The organism is Actinoallomurus sp. NPDC050550 (genome assembly GCF_040655075.1).
Classification (GTDB): Bacteria; Actinomycetota; Actinomycetes; order Streptosporangiales; family Streptosporangiaceae; genus Actinoallomurus.
This window is the reverse complement of sequence record NZ_JBFAJC010000093.1, coordinates 1-23,039: the sequence shown is the minus strand read 5'-3', so window position 1 is coordinate 23,039 and position 23,039 is coordinate 1. Positions and strand designations below refer to the sequence as shown.

Annotated in this window: 3 protein-coding genes; all 3 read left to right on the top strand. The window is 72.6% G+C overall.

The window, feature by feature from the left end; translation table 11 throughout:
* Nucleotides 1–3: 3 nt before the first annotated feature.
* A complete protein-coding gene (locus AB0I04_RS52875; protein ID WP_360903863.1) occupies nt 4–5,556 on the top strand; it encodes an SDR family NAD(P)-dependent oxidoreductase in 5,553 nt (1,850 codons plus the stop codon).
* Nucleotides 5,557–5,576: 20 nt separating this feature from the next.
* Nucleotides 5,577–17,468, top strand: a complete 11,892-nt coding sequence (locus tag AB0I04_RS52870; protein WP_360903860.1) for an SDR family NAD(P)-dependent oxidoreductase — start codon at nt 5,577–5,579, stop codon at nt 17,466–17,468.
* Nucleotides 17,469–17,490: 22 nt separating this feature from the next.
* A partial coding sequence (locus AB0I04_RS52865; protein ID WP_360903857.1) for an SDR family NAD(P)-dependent oxidoreductase occupies nt 17,491–23,039 on the top strand: 5,549 nt, incomplete at its 3' end.

Here is a 23,039-nt window from a genome sequence, read left to right as displayed (position 1 = left end):
CGGGTGTTGGGGGTGGTGCGGGGTTCGGCGGTGAATCAGGACGGTGCGAGTAATGGGTTGACGGCGCCGAATGGTCCGTCGCAGGAGCGGGTGATCGGTGCGGCGTTGGCGAGTGCGGGGTTGGGTCCTGGTGATGTGGATGTGGTGGAGGCGCACGGTACCGGTACGACTTTGGGTGATCCGATTGAGGCGAGCGCTTTGCTGGCGGCGTATGGGCGGGGTCGGGATCGTGCGTTGTTGGTGGGGTCGGTGAAGTCGAATATCGGGCATACGCAGGCGGCTGCTGGTGTGGCGGGTGTGATCAAGATGGTGTTGGCGATGCGGTGTGGTGTGGTGCCGGCGTCGTTGCACGTCGATGAGCCGTCGCGGCATGTGGATTGGTCGTCGGGTGCGGTGGAGTTGGTGACCGAAGCGGTCGAGTGGCCGGGCACGGATCGTCCCCGCCGCGCGGGGGTGTCCTCATTCGGCTTCTCCGGCACCAACGCGCATCTGATCCTGGAACAGCCTCCCGAGGCGGATGAGCCGGCCCTCCGGGACGACGTCCTCAACGGTCCGGTGCCGTGGGTGATCTCGGCGAGAGGTGACGCGGCGCTGCGCGCACAGGCCGCCGCGCTGGCGGAACGGATCGGTGACACCGATCTGCCGGTGGCCGACGTGGGCTGGTCGCTGATCGCGACGCGGTCGGTGTTCGAGCACCGCGCGGTGGTGGTGGGGCAGAGCCGAGAGGAGTCGCTGGCGGCACTCGAGGCGCTGGCGCGGAACGAGGCGCACCCCCACGTGGTGGCCGGGGCGGCCGGCGCGGTCGGTCCGGGGCCGGTGCTGGTGTTCCCGGGGCAGGGGTCGCAGTGGGCCGGGATGGGCGCACGCCTCCTCGAGACCTCGCCGGTGTTCGCGTCCCGGATCGCCGAGTGCGAGCAGGCCCTGTCTCCCTACGTGGACTGGTCGTTGACCGAGGTGCTGCGGGGAGACGGGGCCGGCCTCTCGCGGGTGGACGTGGTGCAGCCGGTGCTGTGGGCCGTCATGGTCGCCCTCGCCGCCGTGTGGGCCGAGTACGGCGTCACCCCGGCGGCGGTGGTCGGGCACAGCCAGGGCGAGATCGCCGCCGCCTGCGTCGCCGGAGCGCTGTCGATCGAGGACGCCGCCAGGATCGTCGCCGTACGGAGCCGGGCGCTGCGGAAGCTGTCCGGCCACGGCGCCATGGCCTCCCTCGGCGTGGGCGAGCAGCGGGCGACCGACCTGCTCGCCGAGGTGGACGGTGTGGAGGAGGTGGGCGTGGCCGCGGTCAACGGGCCGGCATCCACGGTGATCTCCGGCCCGCCCGAGCAGGTGGCCGCAGTGGTGGCCGCCGCCCAGGAGCGGGCGTGGCGTGGCCGCATGATCGACGTGGACTACGCCTCCCACGGCCCGCAGGTCGACCAGATCACCGACGAGCTGGACCGGGCGCTGGCCGGTATCGAGCCGGCCGTCGCTCCGGTGGCGTTCTACTCCACCGTCACCGGTGCCCGCGCGGATACGGCGACCTTCGACACCGCGTACTGGATCACCAACCTGCGACGGCCCGTCCGTTTCGCCGACGCCGTGGGCGCCCTGCTCGGGGACGGATACCGGGTGTTCATCGAGGTCGCTCCGCACCCGGTGCTGAGCGTGGGGATGGAGGAGTGCTTCGAACACGCCGAGGTCGCCGCCACCGCGGTGCCGACCCTGCGTCGCGACGAAGGCGACCTTTCGCGGATCGCCTGCTCGCTCGGTCACGCGCACGTCAGCGGGCTCCGCGTGGATTGGGCGCCCTGGTTCGGCGGGGACCCCGCTCCGCAGGTCGTTCGCCTGCCGACGTACGCGTTCCAGCGGGAGCGGTTCTGGCTGTCCGGCACGACTGGTGGGCCGGACGTGACCGACCTGGGGCTGGCCCCGACGGGGCACCCGGTGCTCGGCGCGGTCATGGAACCTCCCGAGGGGGACGGCCGCGTGCTCACCGGCCGGCTGTCGCGGCAGACGCTGCCCTGGCTGGAGGACCATGAGGTGCTGGGCACCGTGTTGATGCCGGGCGCGGGACAGCTGGAGTGGGTGCTGCGAGCGGCGGACGAGGTGGGCTGCGGCGTGGTGGACGAACTCGTGCTGCAGGCACCGATGGCGGTGCCGGACTCCGGTGCTCTCAGCGTCCAGGTCGTCGTCGGCGGGGCCGAGCAGGACGGGCGTCGCGAGGTCCGGGTGTACTCCCGTCCGGACGCCGCATGGGTGTGCCACGCGGCCGGCGTGCTCGCCCCAGAGCCGGTACGCCCGGCCGAGGCGTCGGACGGGCCATGGCCGCCGGCCGGCGCCGAGCCGATCGACGTCTCCGACCTGTACGAACGTACCGCGGCGGCCGGTTACGGATACGGTCCCGCCTTCCAGGGACTGCACGCGGTGTGGCGGCACGGCCGCGACCTGCTGGCCGAGGTCGAACTGCCGGAGGCCGTGGAGGACCGCGACGGGTTCGGCCTCCATCCGGTGCTGCTGGACGCGGCACTGCACGCCTTGTCGCTGATCGGCAGGTTCGGCGCCGGCGAGGTGTGGCTGCCCTTCAGCTGGAGCGGGGTGTCGCTGCACGCCGTCGCGGCGACCTCGGTACGGGTCCGGTTGTCCCCGCTGGGGGAGGGGCTCGACGAGGGAGTGCGGCTGACCGTCACCGATCCGGCCGGCGCCCCCGTGCTGGAGGTGGCTTCCGTCGTCCTGCGGCCGGCGACCGCCGAGCAGCTTCGCATCGCAGGGGGAGGCGAAGCGGACGGACTCTTCACGGTGGAGTGGACCGAGATGCCCGTACCGCCCTCCGGCGACCCCCGGGCCGAGGACTGGGCGTGGCTGCGCCCGAACGGGGCACGCCCCGGCGACGCTCTGGCGGCACTGGCCGACGGCGCGTCGATGCCTCCCGTCGTCCTCGCCGAGGCGACGGTGGTGGAGGAGGTCCTGGAACTCGTACGGGACTGGCTCGCCCAGGCACCGCTGGACGATTCCCGGCTGGTGATCGTCACTGATGGGGCGCGGGACGGAACGGACCCGATGGGCTCCGCGATCGGGGGACTCGTCCGCTGTGCTCAGCTGGAGAACCCGGGCCGGTTCCTCCTGCTCGATCGTGGCACCGTCACCGAGACCGGCCGCGTGCTGACGGCGGTCCGGTGGGCGATGGACATGGACGAGCCGCAGATCGCCGTGAGCGAGGGCCGGGTGCTCGTGCCGCGCCTGGTGCGTGCCGGCGTCGCCTCCGAGCTGGTGGCTCCGGCGGGCGAACGGGCCTGGCGGCTGGGCACCCGGGGGGCCGCCACGCTGGAGGACGTCGCGGTCGTGCCGTGCCCGGAGGTGCTCGAGCCCCTCGGCGACGGTCAGGTACGGGTGGAGGTGCACGCCGCCGGGATCAACTTCCGCGATGTGCTCATCGCCCTCGGCATGTACCCCGACGAGGGCGTCTTCCGCGGCAGCGAGGGTGCCGGCGTGGTGGCCGGCGTAGGGCCCGGCGTGACGGGCGTGGCGGTGGGCGATCGGGTGTTCGGGCTGTTCGAGGGCGCGTTCGGGCCGCTGGCGGTGGCGGATGCCCGCATGGTGGTGCCGGTGCCGGAGAGCTGGGACCTCCGGGAGGCCGCAGGTGTGCCGGTGGCCTTCCTGACGGCGTGGTACGGGCTCGTAGACCTGGGCGGGCTGCGGGCCGGGGAGTCGGTCCTGATACACGCGGCGACCGGTGGCGTGGGGATGGCGGCGGTGCGGATCGCCCGGCACCTGGGCGCGGAGGTGTTCGCCACGGCCGGTCCCGGCAAGCAGCAGGTGCTCGCGGAGATGGGGATCGATGAGGCGCATCGTGCCTCCTCCCGCGACCTGGCGTTCGAGGACGTGGTGCGCCGGGCGACGGGTGGCCGCGGCGTCGACGTGGTGCTCAACGCGCTGGCCGGTGAGTTCACCGACGCCTCGCTGCGGCTGCTGGCAGGGGGCGGCCGGTTCATCGAGATGGGCAAGACCGACATCCGCCGTCCCGAGGGCGTGACGTATCGGGCCTTCGATCTCGTCCGTGACGCCGGTCCCGATCGGGTGGGAGAGATGCTGGCGACCCTACGAGAGCTGTTCGTCTCGGGGAGGCTGCGACCGCTGCCGGTGCGGGCGTGGCCGTTGGCGCGGGCGCGCGAGGCGTTCCGCTTCATGAGCCAGGCTCGCCACACCGGCAAGCTGGTGCTGGAGGTGCCCGCGGACATCGATTCCGAGGGAACGGTGATCGTCACCGGCGGGACCGGGACGTTGGGCGCGATGGTGGCTGAACACCTCGTCCGGGCGTGGGGCATGAGGCGCCTCGTCCTCGTCGGCCGCCGCGGCCCCGACGCGCCCGGTGCGGAGGAATTGGTGGCGAGGCTGGGCGGGCTGGGAGCCCACGTCCAGGTCATGGCGGCCGACGTGAGTGATCGGGCGGCGGTCGAGCACCTGGTGGCCGGGATCGATCCGGCGCACCCGTTGACCGGCGTCGTGCACGCCGCCGGGGTGATCGACGACGGACTGGTGACGTCCCTGACACCGGAGCGGTTCGCCGCGGTCTGGAGGGCCAAGGCGACCGCCGCCGCGAACCTTCACGCGGTGACCGCGGGCCTGCGGCTGGGCCTGTTCGTGGTGTTCTCCTCGGCGGCCGCCGTGCTGGGCAGCCCGGGACAGGCCAATTACGCGGCCGCGAACGCGTACTGTGACGCGCTCACGAGGCAGCGGCACGCGACCGGCCTGCCGGGAGTCTCGATCGGCTGGGGTCTGTGGGAGTCGGTCAGCGGGATGACCGGGCACGTGACCGAGGCGGACCTCGCCCGGATGCGCCGCGACGGGTTCACCCCCCTCCGCGACGAACAGGGCCTGGCGCTCCTGGACGCCGCCCACCGGCACGGGAGCCCCCACCTGGTGGCCGTCGACCTCGACACACGCGCCCTGGCGGCCCGGCCGCCCGAGATCGTACCTGCCATGCTGCGCGCGCTGACCGCCAAGACCGGGGGAAGAAGACCGTCGGCGGCGAGCGGCGCCACCGACCGGCCTTCCGACCTCAAGGGCCGGCTGGCCGGAATGTCGGTCACCGAACAGCACCGCACCCTGCTCACTCTGGTCGGCTCGCACGCCGCGACGGTGCTGGGACACCGCGATCCGGGCGCCGTGCGTGCGGATACGCCGTTCAAGGAACTCGGCTTCGACTCCCTCACGGCGGTCGAACTGCGGAACCGGCTCGCGACGGCCACCGGCCTGCGTCTGCCCGCCGCCCTGATCTTCGACTATCCGCAGGCCGACGCATTGGCCGACCACCTGCGTCAGAGGCTGGTCCCCGATGCCGCGGAACCGGAGGTGACGGACGCCGTCAACCCGGTCCTCTACGAACTCGGCCGGATCGAGAACACTCTCTCCGGCCTCGACCTGGACGCGGAGGCCCGCAGCAGCATCGCCAAACGCCTCACCGGACTGCTGGCCTCGCTGAACGAAGGCGTCGGCGGTGGTTCCGCCGTGACGGACCTCGACCTCCTCGAGTCCGCATCGGATGACGAGATGTTCGAGCTCATCGACCGTGAACTGTGACCTTGAGGAGTAGAGGATCGATGTCGGAGACCGAGGACAGGCTTCGCCAGTATCTCAAGCGCGTCACGGTCGACCTCGGGCAGACCCGGCAGCGCTTACGCGAGATGGAGGAGCGCCACCAGGAGCCGGTGGCCATCGTCGCGATGGCCTGCCGTTTCCCCGGTGGGGTGACGAGCCCGGAAGAACTGTGGGAGCTGGTCACGTCGGGGCGGGACGCGATCGGCGGGTTCCCCACCAATCGCGGTTGGGACCTGGAGCGGCTGTACCACCCCGATCCCGACCACCCCGGCACGTCCTACGTGCGTGAGGGCGGGTTCCTCCACGACGCGGATCTGTTCGACGCCGCCTTGTTCGGGATCAGCCCGCGTGAGGCGCTCGCGATGGACCCCCAACAGCGGGTGCTGCTCGAGGTCTCCTGGGAACTGCTCGAACGGGCCGGAATCGCCCCGGCCTCCCTCAAGGTCACCCCGACGGGTGTGTATGTCGGCGCGGGCGTTCCCGGATTCGGCACGCCGCACATCGACCACGGGTCCGAGGGGTACCTGGTGACGGGTAACGCCCTGAGCGTGCTGTCGGGCCGGGTGTCGTACACGCTCGGGCTGGAGGGCCCGGCCCTCACCGTGGACACCGCCTGCTCGTCGTCCCTGGTGGCGCTGCATCTCGCGTGTCACGCCCTTCGGCAGGGCGAATGCACGCTGGCGCTGGCCGGTGGGGTGACCGTGATGGCCACTCCCAACATGTTCACCGAGTTCTCGCGGCAGCGCGCCTTGTCACCCGATGGCCGGTGCAAGCCGTTCGCGATGGCGGCCGATGGCACGGGCTTCTCCGAAGGCGTCGGCCTGGTCCTGCTGGAACGGCTCTCGGACGCACGCCGCAACGGCCACCGGGTACTGGCGGTGGTGCGCGGATCGGCCGTCAACCAGGACGGCACCAGCAACGGCCTGACCGCGCCCAACGGCCCCTCGCAGCAACGGGTGATCAGGCGTGCCCTGGCCGCCGCCGGACTGTCCGCGGCCGAGGTGGACGTGGTCGAGGCGCACGGCACCGGCACCAGGCTGGGCGACCCGCTCGAGGCCCAAGCGCTCCTGGCGACCTACGGGCAGGGCCGGCCGGCCGAACGGCCCTTGCTGCTCGGGTCGGTCAAATCCAACATCGGCCACACCCAGGGCGCCGCGGGAGTGGCCGGCGTCATCAAGATGGTCATGGCCATGCGGCACGGCGCCCTGCCCGCCTCCCTTCACGTCGATCGGCTGACCGAGCACGTCGACTGGTCCTCCGGCGCGGTGTCGCCGGTGACCGAGGCGGTGGAGTGGGCGCGCGCCGACCACCCGCGGCGCGCCGGTGTGTCCGCCTTCGGCATGTCGGGGACGAACGCCCACCTGATCCTGGAGGAGGGGCCGGAGCCCGCCGTACGAACCGGGCCGGCCGGTCCGCTCGCGGAGCGCCCCGGCTCCTTCATCGTGCCGTGGGTGGTGTCCGCGCGAAGCGAGGTCGCGCTGCGGGCCCAGGCGGCGACGCTCGTGGAGTGGGTGACCGGAGGCCACGAGTGGTCGCCGGCCGATGTGGGCTGGTCGCTGAGCACGGCGCGGTCGGTGTTCGAGCACCGGGCCGTGATCCTCGGAGAGGACCGCGACGAACTGGTCGCCGGGATGACCGCGCTCGCGCGGGGCGAGGCGCACCCGGGTCTCGTGACGGACGTGGCGGACGGTGCCGCCGTCGGACCCGTGCTGGTGTTCCCCGGCCAGGGCGGCCAGTGGGCGGGGATGGGCGCGGAGCTGCTGGAGTCCTCGCCGGTGTTCGCGGCCCGGATCGCCGAGTGTGAGCGGGCTCTTTCCCCGTATGTGGACTGGTCGCTGACCGAGGTGCTGCGCGACGGTGCGGGCGCGGGTCTGGATCGGGTCGATGTGGTGCAGCCCGCTCTGTGGGCGGTCATGGTCGCCCTGGCCGCGCTCTGGGCTCACCACGGCGTCAGGCCCGCGGCCGTGGTCGGGCATTCCCAAGGAGAGATCGCCGCCGCCTGCGTCGCCGGCGCGCTGTCGCTGGAGGAGGGCGCGCGGATCGTCGCGGTGCGCAGCAAGGCCCTGCGCCGCCTGTCCGGCCACGGCACCATGGCCTCCCTGGGAGTCGGCGCCGAGGACGCCGCGCGCCTTCTCGACCAGGCGAAGGACGTGACGGTCGCGGCCGTGAACGGGCCGTCCTCCACGGTGATCTCCGGATTTCCGGACCAGGTGGCCGCCGTGGTCGCCGCCGCGCAGGAACAGGGGCTCCGTGCCCGCCTCATCGACGTCGACTACGCCTCCCACGGCCCGCAGGTCGACCAGATCACCGACGAACTCACCGCGGACCTGGCCGGGATCCAGCCCACCCCCTCCACAGTGGCGTTCTACTCCACCGTCACCGGCACCCGTACCGACACCACCACCCTCGACACCGACTACTGGATCACCAACCTCCGCCGGCCCGTCCGCTTCGCCGACACGGTCGAGGCGCTGCTGGACGACGGATACCGGACCTTCATCGAGGTCGGCCCGCACCCCCTGCTGACGGTAAATCTCCAGGAGTGCCTGGAGCGGGCGGGGATCGACGGCGTCACCGTGCCGACGCTGCGCCGTGACCACGGTGACGCGGCCCAGCTGATGCGGGCGACCGCACAGGCGTTCGCCGCAGGGGTCGAGGTGGACCGCAGCACGTGGTTCCCCGCCTCCGCCGAGTGCGGGATCGTCGACCTGCCGACCTACGCCTTCCAGCGCGAGCGCTTCTGGCTGGCCGGCGGAACCGATGGAATGGACGCCACGGGCCTGGGGCTGACCCCGGCCGGACACCCCCTGCTCGGCGCCGCGGTCGAGCTCGCCGATGGGGACGGGTACGTCCTCACCGGGCGGCTGTCGCGGCAGAGCGTCGCCTGGCTGACCGATCACGAGCTTCTGGGCACCGTTCTGCTGCCGGGCGCGCTGCTGGTCGAGTGGGCGCTGCGAGCCGCTGACGGGGTCGGTTGCGCGGGGGTGGACGAGCTCACCCTTCAGGCACCGCTTCTGCTGCCGGAGACGGGAGCGTTGCGGATCCAGGTGACCGTGGGCGCCGTCGGCGACGGCGGACGGCGCGAGGTTCGCGTCCATTCGCGGCCCGACGACGACCCGGAGGCCGAATGGGCATGCCACGCCATCGGGACGCTTACCTCCGAACCCGTCCCCGAGGCGGAGCCGCTCGGCGGGGCGTGGCCGCCGGCGGGCGCCGAACCGGCGGACATCGGTGACTTCTACCAGCGCGTCGCGGCGCTCGGCTATACGTACGGGCCGGCGTTCCGGGGACTCCGCGCGGCCTGGCGGCACGGGCGGGATCTGCTGGCCGAGGTGGTCTTGCCCGAAGCGGCCGGGACGCATGACGGGTTCGGCATCCACCCGGTGCTGCTGGACGCGGCGCTGCACCCGGTGTTCCTGACGGGCATGCTCGACGACGGAGCGGCCTGGGTCCCGTTCACCTGGGAAGGGGTGTCTCTGCACGCGGTAGGGGCCGGCACGGTACGGGTCCGGCTGTCGCCCCTCGGGAAGGAACTCGACCAGGGGTTCCGGCTGCTGGTGACCGACCCGGCAGGCGACCCGGTGCTCAGCGTCGATGCGGTACGGATGCGCCCCGCCGACCCCGACCTGCGGAACGCGGCCGCGCGAAGGACGCGTGGGCTGTTCGCTCTCGACTGGATCCCCCTTCCCGGTGCCCTCGCGCCGTCCGCATCAGCGGGTGCCGATTGCGCGATCATCGCCTCCGGCCCCACGGCCCCCGCCGATGGGGCGTCCGAGGCGGTGTGCCACCCGACCCTGCAGGCGCTGGCGGCGGCGGTCGACGCGGGGTCCGCACCTCCTCGTCTCACCCTGGCCGAGGTGCCCGTCCCCGGAGGCACCGACCCGGCCGGGGCAGGGCTCGCGGTCGCGCGGGAGACGCTGAGGCTGGCGCAGGACTGGCTGGCCGAACCCGGCCTGGGGGACGGCCACTTCGTGGTCGTCACGCGTGACGCGGTCACCGCCACGTCGGACGACCGCGTCTGCGACCCGCCCGCCGCCGCGGCCTGGGGGCTCGTCCGCAGCGCGCAGTCGGAGAACCCCGATCGGTTCATCCTGCTCGACGCCGACGCCGACACTGATGTGACGCGGCTCATCGGGGCGGCGTCGGAGGCGGTGAAGGCGGGCGAGTCGCAGGTGGCGATACGTGAGGGGCGGCTGCTGGTCCCCCGCCTGAGGCGTGCGGCCGCGGAGGACGACGGCGACCGGAGCCTCGACCCAGACGGCACCGTGCTCATCACCGGAGGCACCGGCACGCTGGGCGGTCTCGTCGCCGAGCACCTGGTACGCAGTGGTGAGACCGGGCGTCTGCTCCTGCTGAGCCGCCGGGGCATGGACGCCCCCGGCGCGCAGGACCTCGCGGACCGGCTGGCCGAGCTGGGCGCCGAGGTACGGATCGCGGCCGTGGATGTCACCGACGCGGAGGCACTCGCCGACACGATCCGCAGGATCGACCCGGCACATCCGCTCACCGGCGTCATCCATGCCGCCGGAGTACTCGACGACGCGATGGTCACGGCACAGACGCCCGAGAGCCTGGCCCGCGTCTGGGCGACCAAGGCCACCGCCGCGGCGAACCTCCACCGCGCGACGGCGGACGTGCCCCTCGCGATGTTCGTGCTGTTCTCCTCGGCCGCCGCCGTCATGGGCAGCCCCGGGCAGTCGAACTACGCGGCGGCCAACGCCTTCTGCGACGCGCTCGCGGCCCATCGCCGGGAACGAGGCCTGGCCGGGCTGTCGGTGGCGTGGGGCCTGTGGGCCGACGCCAGCGGCATGACCGGTCATCTGTCCGAATCCGGGCTGGTGGCCCGGATGAGCCGCGCGGGCATCACCCCGATGCCCGCCGGCCAGGGTCTCGCCCTCCTTGACGCGGCGCGCCGGTCCGGTACCGGGTTCCTGGTCGCCGCCGGCATGGATGTCCGCCGACTGGCGGACGGTCCGGTCCCGGTGGTGTTGCGCGGACTGGTCGCGCCCGGGCGGCGCCGGGCGGCCGCCGACGGCGCCGGACCGGCCTTGGCCGGCCGGCTGGCGGCGCTGGAGGCCGACAGGCGGTCGGAGGCGGTGCTGGATGTGGTGCGTGAGCAGGTCGCGGTGGTGCTCGGCCACGGGTCGGCGGGCGACGTGGGCGTGGAGGCCAGCTTCCGGAACCTGGGCTTTGACTCGCTGACCGCCGTCGAGCTGCGGAACCGGCTGGCGACGGTGACGGGACTGCGGTTGCCGGCGACGCTGGCTTTCGACCACCCCACGCCACGCACGCTGGCGGAGCATCTGTGCGCCCGGTTGACCGGTGAGGGCGTCGCCCCTGTCACCCGGGTCACCTCGGTGGCCCGGACGGACGAGCCGATCGCGATCGTTTCGATGGCCTGCCGGTATCCGGGTGGTGTCGGCTCGCCGGAGGACCTGTGGGACCTGGTCACGTCGGGCCGGGACGCCATCGGCTCCTTCCCGGAGGACCGGGGCTGGAACCTGGAGACGTTGTTCGCCCCGGGCCCGGACCGGCCCGGCACCAGCCACACCCGCCAAGGCGGGTTCCTGTACGACGCCGGCGAGTTCGACGCCGGGTTCTTCGGGATCAGTCCGCGGGAGGCGCTGGCGTCGGATCCGCAGCAGCGGCTGCTACTGGAGACGGCGTGGGAGGCACTCGAACGTGCGGGCATCGATCCGGCCTCGCTGAAGGGCTCCTCGACCGGCGTGTACGCCGGGGCGATGTACCACGACTACGCCGACGGACTCACCGGCGCCGACGCGGCGATGGAGGGATACGAATGGCTGACCGGTTCGGGCAGCGTCATCTCCGGACGGACGGCGTTCACCTTCGGTTTCGAGGGGCCGGCGGTGACGGTGGATACGGCGTGTTCGTCGTCGTTGGTGGCGATGCATTTGGCGTGCAACGCGTTGCGGGCGGGGGAGTGTGACCTCGCGCTCGCCGGCGGCGTGACCGTGATGGCGACGCCGAGCCCGTTCGTCGGCTTCTCCCGGCAGCGGGGGCTGGCGCCCGATGGCCGGTGCAAGTCGTTCGCGGCGTCGGCGGACGGCACCGCCATCTCCGAGGGTGCTGGTCTGGTGTTGTTGGAGCGGTTGTCGGATGCGCGGCGTAATGGTCGTCGGGTGTTGGGGGTGGTGCGGGGTTCGGCGGTGAATCAGGACGGTGCGAGTAATGGGTTGACGGCGCCGAATGGTCCGTCGCAGGAGCGGGTGATTGGTGCGGCGTTGGCGAGTGCGGGGTTGGGTCCGGGTGATGTGGATGTGGTGGAGGCGCACGGTACCGGTACGACGTTGGGTGATCCGATTGAGGCGAACGCGTTGCTGGCGGCGTATGGGCGGGGTCGGGATCGTGCGTTGCTGGTGGGGTCGGTGAAGTCGAATATCGGGCACACTCAGGCGGCTGCGGGTGTGGCGGGTGTGATCAAGATGGTGCTGGCGATGCGGCGTGGGGTGGTGCCGGCGTCGTTGCACGTCGATGAGCCATCGCCGCACGTGGATTGGTCCTCGGGTGCGGTGGAGTTGGTGACCGAAGCGGTGGAGTGGCCGGGCACGGGTCGTCCCCGCCGCGCGGGGGTGTCCTCATTCGGTGCCTCCGGCACCAACGCCCACGTGATCCTCGAAGAGGCTCCCGAGCCGGTGGAGCAGCCGGAGCCGGCACCGATGGCCGGCGTTCTGCCGTGGGTGATCTCCGCCCGGGGCCCTGAGGCGTTGCGCGGACAGGCCGCCGCGCTGGCCGCGCGGATCGGCGACGACCCGCAGGCCGACCCCGCCGACGTGGCATGGTCCCTGGTCACCACCAGGTCGACGTTCGACGACCGCGCCGTCATCGTCGGCGATGACCGGGACCGGCTGCTCTCGGGCCTGGACGCACTCGCCACCGGCCGCCCTCACCCCGGCCTGGTGGAGCCCGCGGAACGGGTCACTGGGAAGACGGTGTTCTTGTTCAGTGGTCAGGGGAGTCAGCGGGTGGGGATGGGTGCGGGGTTGTATGGGCGGTTTGCGGTGTTCGCGGATGCGTTTGATGAGGTGTGTGGGCGGTTGGATCCGGTGTTGGGGTGTTCGTTGCGGGATGTGGTGTTCGAGGGTCGGGGTGGGGTGTTGGATCACACGACGTGTGCGCAGGCGGGGTTGTTCGCGGTGCAGGTGGGGTTGGCGCGGTTGCTGGGTTCGTTTGGTGTGGTGCCGGATGTGGTGATCGGTCATTCGATTGGTGAGGTGGCGGCGGCGTATGTGGCGGGGGTTTTTGATTTGGGTGATGCGTGTCGGTTGGTGGGGGCGCGTGCGGTGTTGATGGGGGGGTTGCCGGTGGGTGGGGGGATGGTGGCGGTTGAGGCGAGTGAGGAGGAGGTGGCGGCTGATGTGGCGGCGTTGGGTGGTCGGGTGTCGGTGGCGGCGGTGAATGGTCCGGTGGCGACGGTGGTGTCGGGTCCGGTGGAGTTGGTGGCGAGGGTTGGTGCGGTGTGGGCGGGGCGGGGGCGCAAGACGAAGGTTTTGTCGGTTAGTCATGGGTTTCATTCGGCGTTGATGGATCCGATGTTGGGGGAGTTTGGGGCGGCGATTGAGGGGGTGGTGTTTCGGGTTCCGGTGGTTCCGTTGGTGAGCAATGTGTCGGGGTTGCGGGCGGGGGAGGAGGTCGCTTCGCCGGGGTATTGGGTGCGGCAGGTTCGTGAGGCGGTGCGGTTCGGTCCGGCGGTCGGGCGTGTCGCTGGTGAGGCGGGGGTGTTCGTTGAGTTGGGGCCGGACCCGGTGTTGACCACCGCCGCCCAGCAAGTCCTCGATCACCTCGCCGACAGCGACCCCGAGCCGGCCGGCGACCGGCCGGGGCCGTTCCTGCTGTCCGCGCTCAGCCGTAAGCAGCCGGAGGTCCAGGGCCTGTGCCACGCGCTCGCCCGGCTGCACGCCGCCGGTCGGTCCGTCGACTGGAGTACGTGGTTCTCCGACGAGCCGGCCCGCCGCCGCGTCGAGCTGCCCACTTACGCGTTCCAGCGCGAAAGGTACTGGCTGCGGGGCGACCGGACCGCCGCGGAGGTCGATACGGCCGTGTCGCGGCGTCTCGAACACGGGCTGCTGCGGGCGGCGACGCCCCTCGCCGACGGCGGACTGCTGCTGACGGGCCGGTTATCCGCGACCGGCGACACGGACTGGCTGGCCGATCACCAAGTCCTGGGCACCGTGCTGGTGCCCGGTGCGGTCCTGGCGGAATGGGCGCTACGCGCCGCCGATGAGAGCGGCTGCGCCGGTGTGGAGGAGCTCGTCCTCCAGACGCCACTGGTCCTGCCGCCCTCGGGCGATGTGGCAGTGCAGGTCGTCGTGGGGTCGCCCGGGGCCGACGCACGACGTGAGATACGGGTCTATTCGCGGCCGGGTGACTCCGGCGCGTCGGCCGACGCGCCGTGGACGTGTCACGCCACGGGTCTGCTCACGGCCGAGATGAGCGCGCCGCCCGAGCCGTTGGACGGCCGGTGGCCGCCCGCGGGAGCCGAACGGCTGAGCACCGACGACTTCTATCGTGAGGTCGCCGCAGCAGGCTACGAGTACGGCGCGGCGTTCCAAGGGGTGCGGGCGGTATGGCGGAACGGCGCGGATCTGTTCGCCACGGTGGAACTGCCGGACAGCGTCCACGATCCCGAGCGATTCGGTATCCACCCTGTCCTCTTGGACGCCACACTCCACGCCGGGCTCCTGGACGAGCGACTCGAGGAGGGTGAGGTGTTGTTGCCCTTCCTGTGGAACGGTGTCCGGCTGTGGGCGGAAAAGGCGACGTGTGTCCGCGTTCGCCTCACTCTCCCCGACACGGAGAAGGGGCGTGACGGAGTCCGCGTCACGGTCGCCGACACGACCGGCGCACCTGTCCTGAGCATCGGCTCGCTGGTGACGCGTCCCGTGCCCGCCGGCCGGCCGGCGTTCCCGGGTGGGAACCGTACCGACGGACTGTTCGCCGTGGACTGGGCGCCGCTGCCCGCGACGAGCACTGAGACGGAGCAGGACGACTGGGCGGTCCTCGGCGACGACGAGCCGGCCCTGGACGGGATCGGCCGGCGGCCGGGCCGCCCAGACCAGGTGGCGCCGGCCGAGGCCGGGCCGCGGGCGCACTACCAGGACCTGGAGGCCCTCACCGCGGCGGTCCGCACCGGCGCCCCGATCGCCCCGATCATCCTGACCTTCGTGCGCCCCACCGGCGCCGGTCCCGCTGACGGCCTGGCCGCGTCGGAGACGGCGCTCGAGCTGCTCCAGGGCTGGCTGGCCGAACCCGCACTGGCCGGTGCCCGGCTCGTGCTGGTGACCCGGGGGGCGGTCATGACCGACGCGGCCGACGCCGGCCCCGATCCCGCGAGTGCCGCCGTATGGGGCCTCACGCGGACCGCGCAGGCGGAGCATCCCGGACGATTCCTGCTGGTCGACATGGACGAGGGCGCGTCCGGCACCGGACTCGCGGAGGCCGCGGCGCGCGCGGTACGAGCCGATGAGAGCGAGGTCGCGATCCGGTCGGATCAGGTCCTGGTCCCCCGGCTGGTGCCCGCCGACCGCCGACGGGACCTGGTGGTCCCGGACGGCGTACGCGCCTGGCGGCTGGCGGTGGCGGAACCCGGTACCGTCGACAACCTCGTGCCGGTGCCGTGCCCGGAGGTGCTCGAGCCGCCGGTGGCCGGTCAGGTTCGGGTCGACGTGCGCGCGGCCGGCATCAACTTCCGTGACGTGCTGGTCGGCCTCGGCATGGTTCCCGGCCACACCGAGGTCGGCGGCGAGGGCGCCGGCGTCGTGACCGCCGTGGGGCCCGGGGTGATGGACCTGGCCGTGGGCGACCGTGTCATGGGGCTGTTCGCGGGGGCGTTCGGCCCGGTGACGGTCGCCGACGCGCGGATGGTGGGTCCGGTCCCCGCGGGATGGGGATGGCGGGAGGCCGCGGCGGCGCCGGTGGCGTTCCTGACAGCCTGGTACGGCCTGGTGGAACTGGCCGGGCTGCGGCCCGGCGAGTCGGTTCTGATCCACACCGCGACCGGAGGCGTGGGAATGGCCGCGGTGCAGATCGCCCGGCACCTCGGCGCGGAGGTGTACACGACGGCGAGCCCCGGCAAGCATCCGGTGCTCGAGGAGATGGGCGTCGACGCGGCGCATCGCGCCTCCTCACGCGACCTCGGCTTCGAGGCGGCGATTCGGGAGGCGACCGGCGGACGCGGCGTGGACGTGGTCCTCAACAGCCTGGCCGGTGAGTTCACCGATGCGTCGCTGCGGCTGCTCGCACCCGGCGGCAGGTTCATCGAGATGGGCAAGACCGACATCCGCGAATCGGCTGAGGTCACCGCAGAACACCCTGACGTGCGATACGAGGTGTTCGACCTGGTCGGCGACGCCGGGCCCGACCTGATCCGCCGGATGCTCGCCACGCTGGCCACGCTGTTCGACGCCGGGACCCTCCGCCCGGCGCCGGTGCGGGCCTGGCCGCTGATGCGGGCGCGGCAGGCGCTCCGGTACCTCGGCCAGGCGCGGCATGTCGGCAAACTGGTCCTCGACGTTCCAGCCTCGCTGGACCCGGACGGCACCGTGCTGATCACAGGCGGTACCGGGACACTGGGCGGACTCGTCGCCGAGCGCTTCGTCCGCACCAGAGGCGTGAAGCGGCTGGTGCTCGTCGGGCGCCGTGGCCTCGACGCCCCCGGCGCGCACGATCTGGTGACCCGCCTCACGGAGCTGGGCGGTGACGTACGGGTCGTCGCGGCCGACGTCGGAGATCCGGCCGCGGTGGCGGACCTGATCAAGGGCATCGACCCGCGGCATCCGCTGACCGGCGTCGTGCACGCGGCGGGGGTCGTCGCCGACGCTGTGGTCACTTCTCAGTCACGGGAGCACCTCGCGCGCGTCTGGTCGGCGAAGGCCGCGGCCGCCCACCATCTCCACGCCGCCACCGCCGATCTGGAGCCGGCACTGTTCGTGACGTTCTCGTCGACCGCGGCGGCCCTGGGCAGCCCGGGACAGGCGAACTACGCCGCCGCCAACGCCTTCTGCGACGCGCTCGCCGCTCATCACCAGGTCACCGGCAGGCCCGGCCTGTCGATCGGATGGGGGCTGTGGGCGGAGACGAGCGGCATGACCGCGGGGCTGAGCGCCGCGGACCTCGAGCGGATGGCCCGCGCGGGCGTCGGCGCGCTCACCACGGACCAGGCCCTGAGCCTTCTGGACGCCGCCGACCGGTACGGCGACCCCCACCTGCTCGCGGTGAATCTGGACCTGCGCGCGCTGACCGCCCAGCCCGCCGACACGCTGCCCCCGGCTCTGCGGGCCCTGGCCGGCGGTGAGGGCCGGATACGGCCCACCGCCGTCGCGGCGGACCCACGCTCCGGCGACCGGCCCACCCGGCTGGCCGGCCTGTCCGAGACCGAACAGCAGGGCGTGCTGCTCGACCTCGTTCGCAGCCACGTCGCTGCCGTGCTCGGACACTCCGACCCGGAGTCCGTCCAGGCCGACGCGTCGTTCAAGGATCTGGGATTCGACTCGCTGACAGCGGTCGAACTGCGCAACCGCCTGTCCTCCGCCACCGGACTGCGGTTGCCGCCCGCGCTGATCTTCGACTATCCGCAGGCGCGTGTCCTGGCCGACCACCTACGGCGGCGGATGCGCCCGGAGGACGACGCCACGCCGGGCGTCACGGACGTCGAACCGGTCCTCGGCGAACTGGCCCGTCTGGAGAGCACGTTGCAGGACCTGGTCCTGAACGACGGCGACTCCACCGCGGTCACGGCTCGCCTGGAGTCACTGGTGGCGAAGTGGAAGGCGACGCTCACTCCGTCGAACGGCGGCAGCGCCGCCGAGCGACTGGAGGTCGCGTCGACCGACCAGGTCCTCGACTTCATCGACAACGAGCTCGGACTCTCATGACGCGGAAGGCTGGTGACCTCGAATGACGAGCGAACAGAAGCTGGTCGACTACCTCAAGCGCGTCGCCGCCGACCTGCACGACACTCGCCGGCGCCTGCAGGAGGTGGAAGAGCACAACGCCGAGCCGGTGGCCGTCGTCGGCATGGCGTGCCGTTTCCCCGGCGGAGTGCGCTCGCCCGAGGACCTGTGGGAGCTCGTCGCCTCGGGACGAGACGCGATCGGCCCGTTCCCGACGAATCGCGGCTGGGACCTGGACGGCCTTTACCATCCCGACCCCGACCACCCCGGCACCTGCTACGTACGCGACGGTGGCCTCCTCGACGACGCGGACCAGTTCGACGCCGCCTTCTTCGGGATCAGCCCGCGTGAGGCGCTGGCAGCCAACCCCCAGCAGCGGCTGCTCCTCGAAGTCTCCTGGGAACTGCTGGAACGCGCCGGGATCGACCCGCTCTCGCTGAAGGGCACTCCGACCGGGGTCTACGTCGGGACCGCCACCACGGGTAACGCACCGCGAGGGACCGGTGCGGACCGGGCGTCCGAGGGATACGCGGGCAACGCCCCGAGTGTGCTCTCGGGGCGCGTCGCGTACACCCTCGGACTCGAAGGTCCGGCTCTGACGGTCGAGACGGCCTGCTCCTCGGCCCTGGTCGGCATGCATCTCGCGGCTCAGGCGCTGCGGCAGGGCGACTGCACGCTGGCCCTGGCCGGAGGCGTCACGGTGATGGTCACCCCCGAGGTGTTCACCGGCTTCTCCCGGCAGCGCGGTCTGTCTCCCGACGGCCGCTGCAAGGCGTTCGCCGCGTCGGCGGACGGTACGGGCTGGGGCGAGGGCGTCGGCATGGTCCTGCTGGAGCGGCTGTCCGACGCGCGGCGCAACGGTCACCGCGTCCTCGCGGTCATCAGAGGGTCCGCGGTCAACCAGGACGGTGCCAGCAACGGCATGACCGCACCGAACGGGCCCTCACAGCGCAGGGTGATTCGCCAGGCGCTGTCGAACGCTTGGCTGTCGGCGTCGGAGATCGACGCCGTCGAGGCGCACGGCACCGGCACGAGTCTCGGCGACCCGATCGAAGCCGACGCGCTCCTGGCGACCTACGGGCAGAACCGGCCCGAGGACCGCCCCCTCTGGCTCGGGTCCGTCAAGTCGAACATCGGACACACCCAGGGTGCCGCCGGAGCGGCGGGCGTGATCAAGATGGTCATGGCGCTGCGGAACGGCGTTCTGCCGCCCACCCTTCACGCCGGCGAACCGACCCCGCACGTGGACTGGTCCACCGGCACGATGCGGCTGCTGACCGAGCGGACCGACTGGCCCGGCACCGGACGCCCGCGCCGAGCGGGGGTCTCGTCATTCGGGATCTCCGGCACCAACGCCCACCTCATCCTCGAGCACGATCCCGAAGCGGCCGGACCGATCCCGCCGACCGGCGCCTCCGACGGCCCGGTCCCGTGGGTGTTGTCGGCCCGCGGCGAGACCGCGCTGCGCGCGCGGGCCGCAGCGCTCCTGGACCGGGCCGACGACGCCGGTACATCTCCCGTCGATGTGGGTTGGTCGTTGGTGGCGACGCGGTCGGTGTTCGAGGATCGTGCGGTGGTGGTGGGTGTGGATCCGCGGGCGGGGCTGGAGGCGCTGGCCGAGGGTGTGGCGCATCCGGATGTGGTGGTGGGGCGGGCGCGTGGGTTGGGGCGGGGTCCGGTGCTGGTGTTTCCGGGTCAGGGGTCGCAGTGGGCGGGGATGGGCGCGGAGTTGCTGGAGTCCTCGCCGGTGTTCGCGGCCCGGATCGCCGAGTGTGAGCGGGCTCTTTCCCCGTATGTGGACTGGTCGCTGACCGAGGTGCTGCGCGACAGCGACGGTGCGGGCGCGGGCGTTGGTTTGGATCGGGTCGATGTGGTGCAGCCCGCTCTGTGGGCGGTCATGGTCGCCCTGGCCGCGCTCTGGGCTCACCACGGCCTCAGACCCGCGGCCGTGGTCGGGCACAGCCAAGGAGAGATCGCCGCTGCCTGCGTCGCCGGCGCACTGACACTGGAAGAAGGCGCCCGGATCGTCGCCGTACGGAGCCGGGCGCTGCGCCGGCTGTCCGGTCACGGCACCATGGCCTCGCTGGCCATCAGCCACGACCAAACCCAAGAACTCATCACCGACCAGAGCCACCACGGTGTCGTGATCGCCGCCACCAACGGCCCGCACTCCACCGTCATCTCCGGCCCGCCCGATCACCTGGCCGCCATCGTCACCACCGCCCAAAGGCAAGGACACCGGGCCCGCCTCATCGACGTCGACTACGCCTCCCACGGCCCCCAAATCGACCAGATCACCGACCAGCTCACCACCGACCTAGCCGGAATCCAGCCCACCACCGCCACCACCGCGTTCTACTCCACCATCACCGCCACACCCACCGACACCACCACCCTGAACACCGACTACTGGATCACCAACCTCCGCCAACCCGTCCGCTTCACCGACACCATCAACGCACTCCTCACCGACGGATACCGCCTGTTCATCGAAGCCTCCCCCCACCCCGTCCTCACACCCAGCATCCAAGAATCCTTCGAAGAAGCCGGGATCACGGCGGTGACGGTCCCCACGCTCCGCCGGAACCAGGGGGACCGGGCGCAACTGCTTCGTGCCGTGGCGGAGGCGTTCACGGCGGGGGCCGAGGTCGACTGGACGCCGTGGTTCCCGACCGATCCGGCCCCTCGCATCGTCGACCTGCCCACCTACCCGTTCCAGCGCCGGCGTTTCTGGCTCGCCGGCGGCCCGGACGGCGGGGACCCGGCGGGGCTCGGGTTCAGCGCGGCCGGACACCCGATTCTGGGCGCCTCCGTCGACCTCGCGGACGGAGGCGCCTACCTGCTGACCGGTCGCATCCCCGGCTCTGCCGGTTCCTGGCTGAGCGACCACATGGTGTCCGGAACGCCGCTGGTGGCCGGGTCGGTCCTGGTGGAGTGGGCTCTGCGGGCGGCCGACGGCGTCGGGTCCGCCCAGGTCGAGGAACTGACTCTGGAGGAACCGCTCGTGCTGCCGCGCACTGGGGCACTGCGCGTCCAGGTGGTGGTCGGCGCGGCGGACGACCACGGTCACCGGGAGATACAGATCTTCTCCCGCCCCGACGACGAGGTCGCCGGCGGATGGGTGTGCCATGCGTCCGGAGTCCTCGGTCCCGACGCCGCCGACCCGGCCGGCCCGCCGGCGGGATCGTGGCCTCCAGCGGGTGCGGAACCGATCGCCACCGAAGGACTCTACGAGCGTGCCGCGGCGGTCGGGTACGAGTACGGGCCCGCCTTCCAAGGTGTCCGGGCGGCCTGGCGTCATGGAGACGACCTGCTGGCGGAGGTGGAACTGCCCGAGGCCGCGGGCGACGACGACGGTTTCGGCATCCACCCCGCGCTGCTGGACGCGGCCCTGCACCCGGTCCTGCTCGCCGGCCGGGCCGACGACGGAGACGTGTGGCTGCCGTTCGCGTGGAGCGGGGTGTCGCTGCACGCGAACGGCGCCAGGACCGTACGGGTCCGGCTGACCCCCGACGAGGAACAGGCGGAGCGTTCACTACGACTGCTCGTCACCGATCCGGCCGGCGCGCCCGTCCTCAGCGTGGACGCGCTCCGGATGCGCCCGGCCGATCCTCGACGGCTCCGAGCCATCGCCGGACGCGCGGCCGGCGGCCTGTTCACCTTGGAGTGGTCGCCCCTGCAGCCGGCCGGGGCGGCGAGCCCCGGCGCCGATCGGGTGGTCCTCGCTCCGGGAACAGGACAGGACGTCGTCACGGCGGCGCTCGACGCCGACGCCCCGGCGGGCTCGGTCGTCCTTGCCGAGGTGACCGTCCTCGACGGTGACGCCGCCGAGGATGGCGGGGCGACGGTCGCCCGCGTTCTGGAGGCGATGCAGGTGTGGCTGGCCGAGGCGCGCCTGGCCGACGTCCGCCTCGCATTCGTCACCCGCGGACGGCTGACCGAGGCAGGAGTCCGGGGCCTGGTCCGCAGCGCCCAGTTGGAGCATCCGGGCCGTTTCCTGCTCGTGGAGGCCGACGGTGACGGCGGCCTGGCGGAGGTGGCCGAGGCCGTCCGGCAGGCGGTGGACGCCGACGAGGACCAGGTGATGCTCCACGCGGGCCGGGTGCTCGTGCCCCGGTTGGCGCACGCGAGCGGTGACGGAGACGGGACGTCGCCGGTGCCCGGCACCGGGACGGTCGTGGTGACCGGCGGGACCGGAATGATCGGCGGCCGGGTCGCCGAGCATCTCGTACGGGACCATGGAGCGCGGCGCCTGCTGCTGCTCTCCCGGCAGGGTCCTCAGGCACCGGGCGCGGCCGGGCTGTACGAGCGTCTCTCGGCCCTCGGAGCGCACATCGAGATACGGGCGGTGGACGTCGCCGACCGGCAGGCGCTGCAGGAGGAACTGGAGCGGATACCGGCCGAGCACCCGCTCGCCGGGGTGGTCCACGCCGCCGGAGTCCTCGACGACGCGGTCGTCACCGCCCAGAGCGCGGACCGCCTGGAGCGCGTGTGGCGACCGAAGGCTCTGGGCGCGTGGAACCTCCACGAGGTGACGCGGGAGACGCCGCTCACGTTCTTCTGGGTCTTCTCGTCCGCGGCCGGGGTGGTGGGCAACCCGGGACAGGCCGGCTATGCCGCCGCCAACGCGTTCTGCGACGCGCTGGTGGCCCACCGGCAGGACACCGGCCTGCCCGGCATGGCCGTGGCCTGGGGCCTCTGGGCCGACGCCAGCGACATGACCGGCCATCTGACCGGCGCCGACCTGACCAGGCTACGCGGAATGCGGCCGCTGTCGGCCGAGCGCGGACTCGCCTTGCTGGACGCCGCCTGGCGGTCCGGGGCCGCCCAGGTCGTGGCCGCCGACGTCGACGTGAGGGGCATGTCCCACGACGAACTGCCGCCTGCGCTGCGCGATCTGGCCGGCCGGACCAGGCGGCGAGCCGCCACGGACGGCGGCGCCCCCGGGCTGGCCGCACGGCTGGCAGGGCTGGACGAGGCGGCACGCCTCGACCTGCTCGCGGGGATCGTACGCGAGCGCGTGGCGGTCGTGCTGGGCCATCGGTCGCCGGACGAGGTGGACGAGGACGCCAGCTTCAAGGACCTCGGCTTCGACTCGCTGACGGCGGTGGAGCTGCGCAACCGGCTGGCGGCGGCGACCGGGCTGCGCCTACCGGCGACCCTCGCGTTCGACCATCCCAGCCCAGGGGCGCTCGCCCGGTACCTGCGGACGCGGCTGGACGGCGAGCCCACTGCGGCGGCCGCACCGACGCGTATGGCGGCCCGGACGGACGAGCCGATCGCGATCGTGTCCATGGCCTGCCGGTATCCGGGCGGTGTCGGCTCGCCGGAGGACCTATGGGACCTGGTCGCCTCCGGAAGGGACGCGATCGGTGACTTCCCCACCGGACGCGGCTGGGACCTGGAACGGCTCTTCGCCCCGGGCCCGGACCGGCCCGGCACCAGCCACACCCGCCAAGGCGGGTTCCTGTACGACGCCGGCGAGTTCGACGCCGGGTTCTTCGGGATCAGTCCGCGGGAGGCGCTGGCGTCGGATCCGCAGCAGCGGCTGCT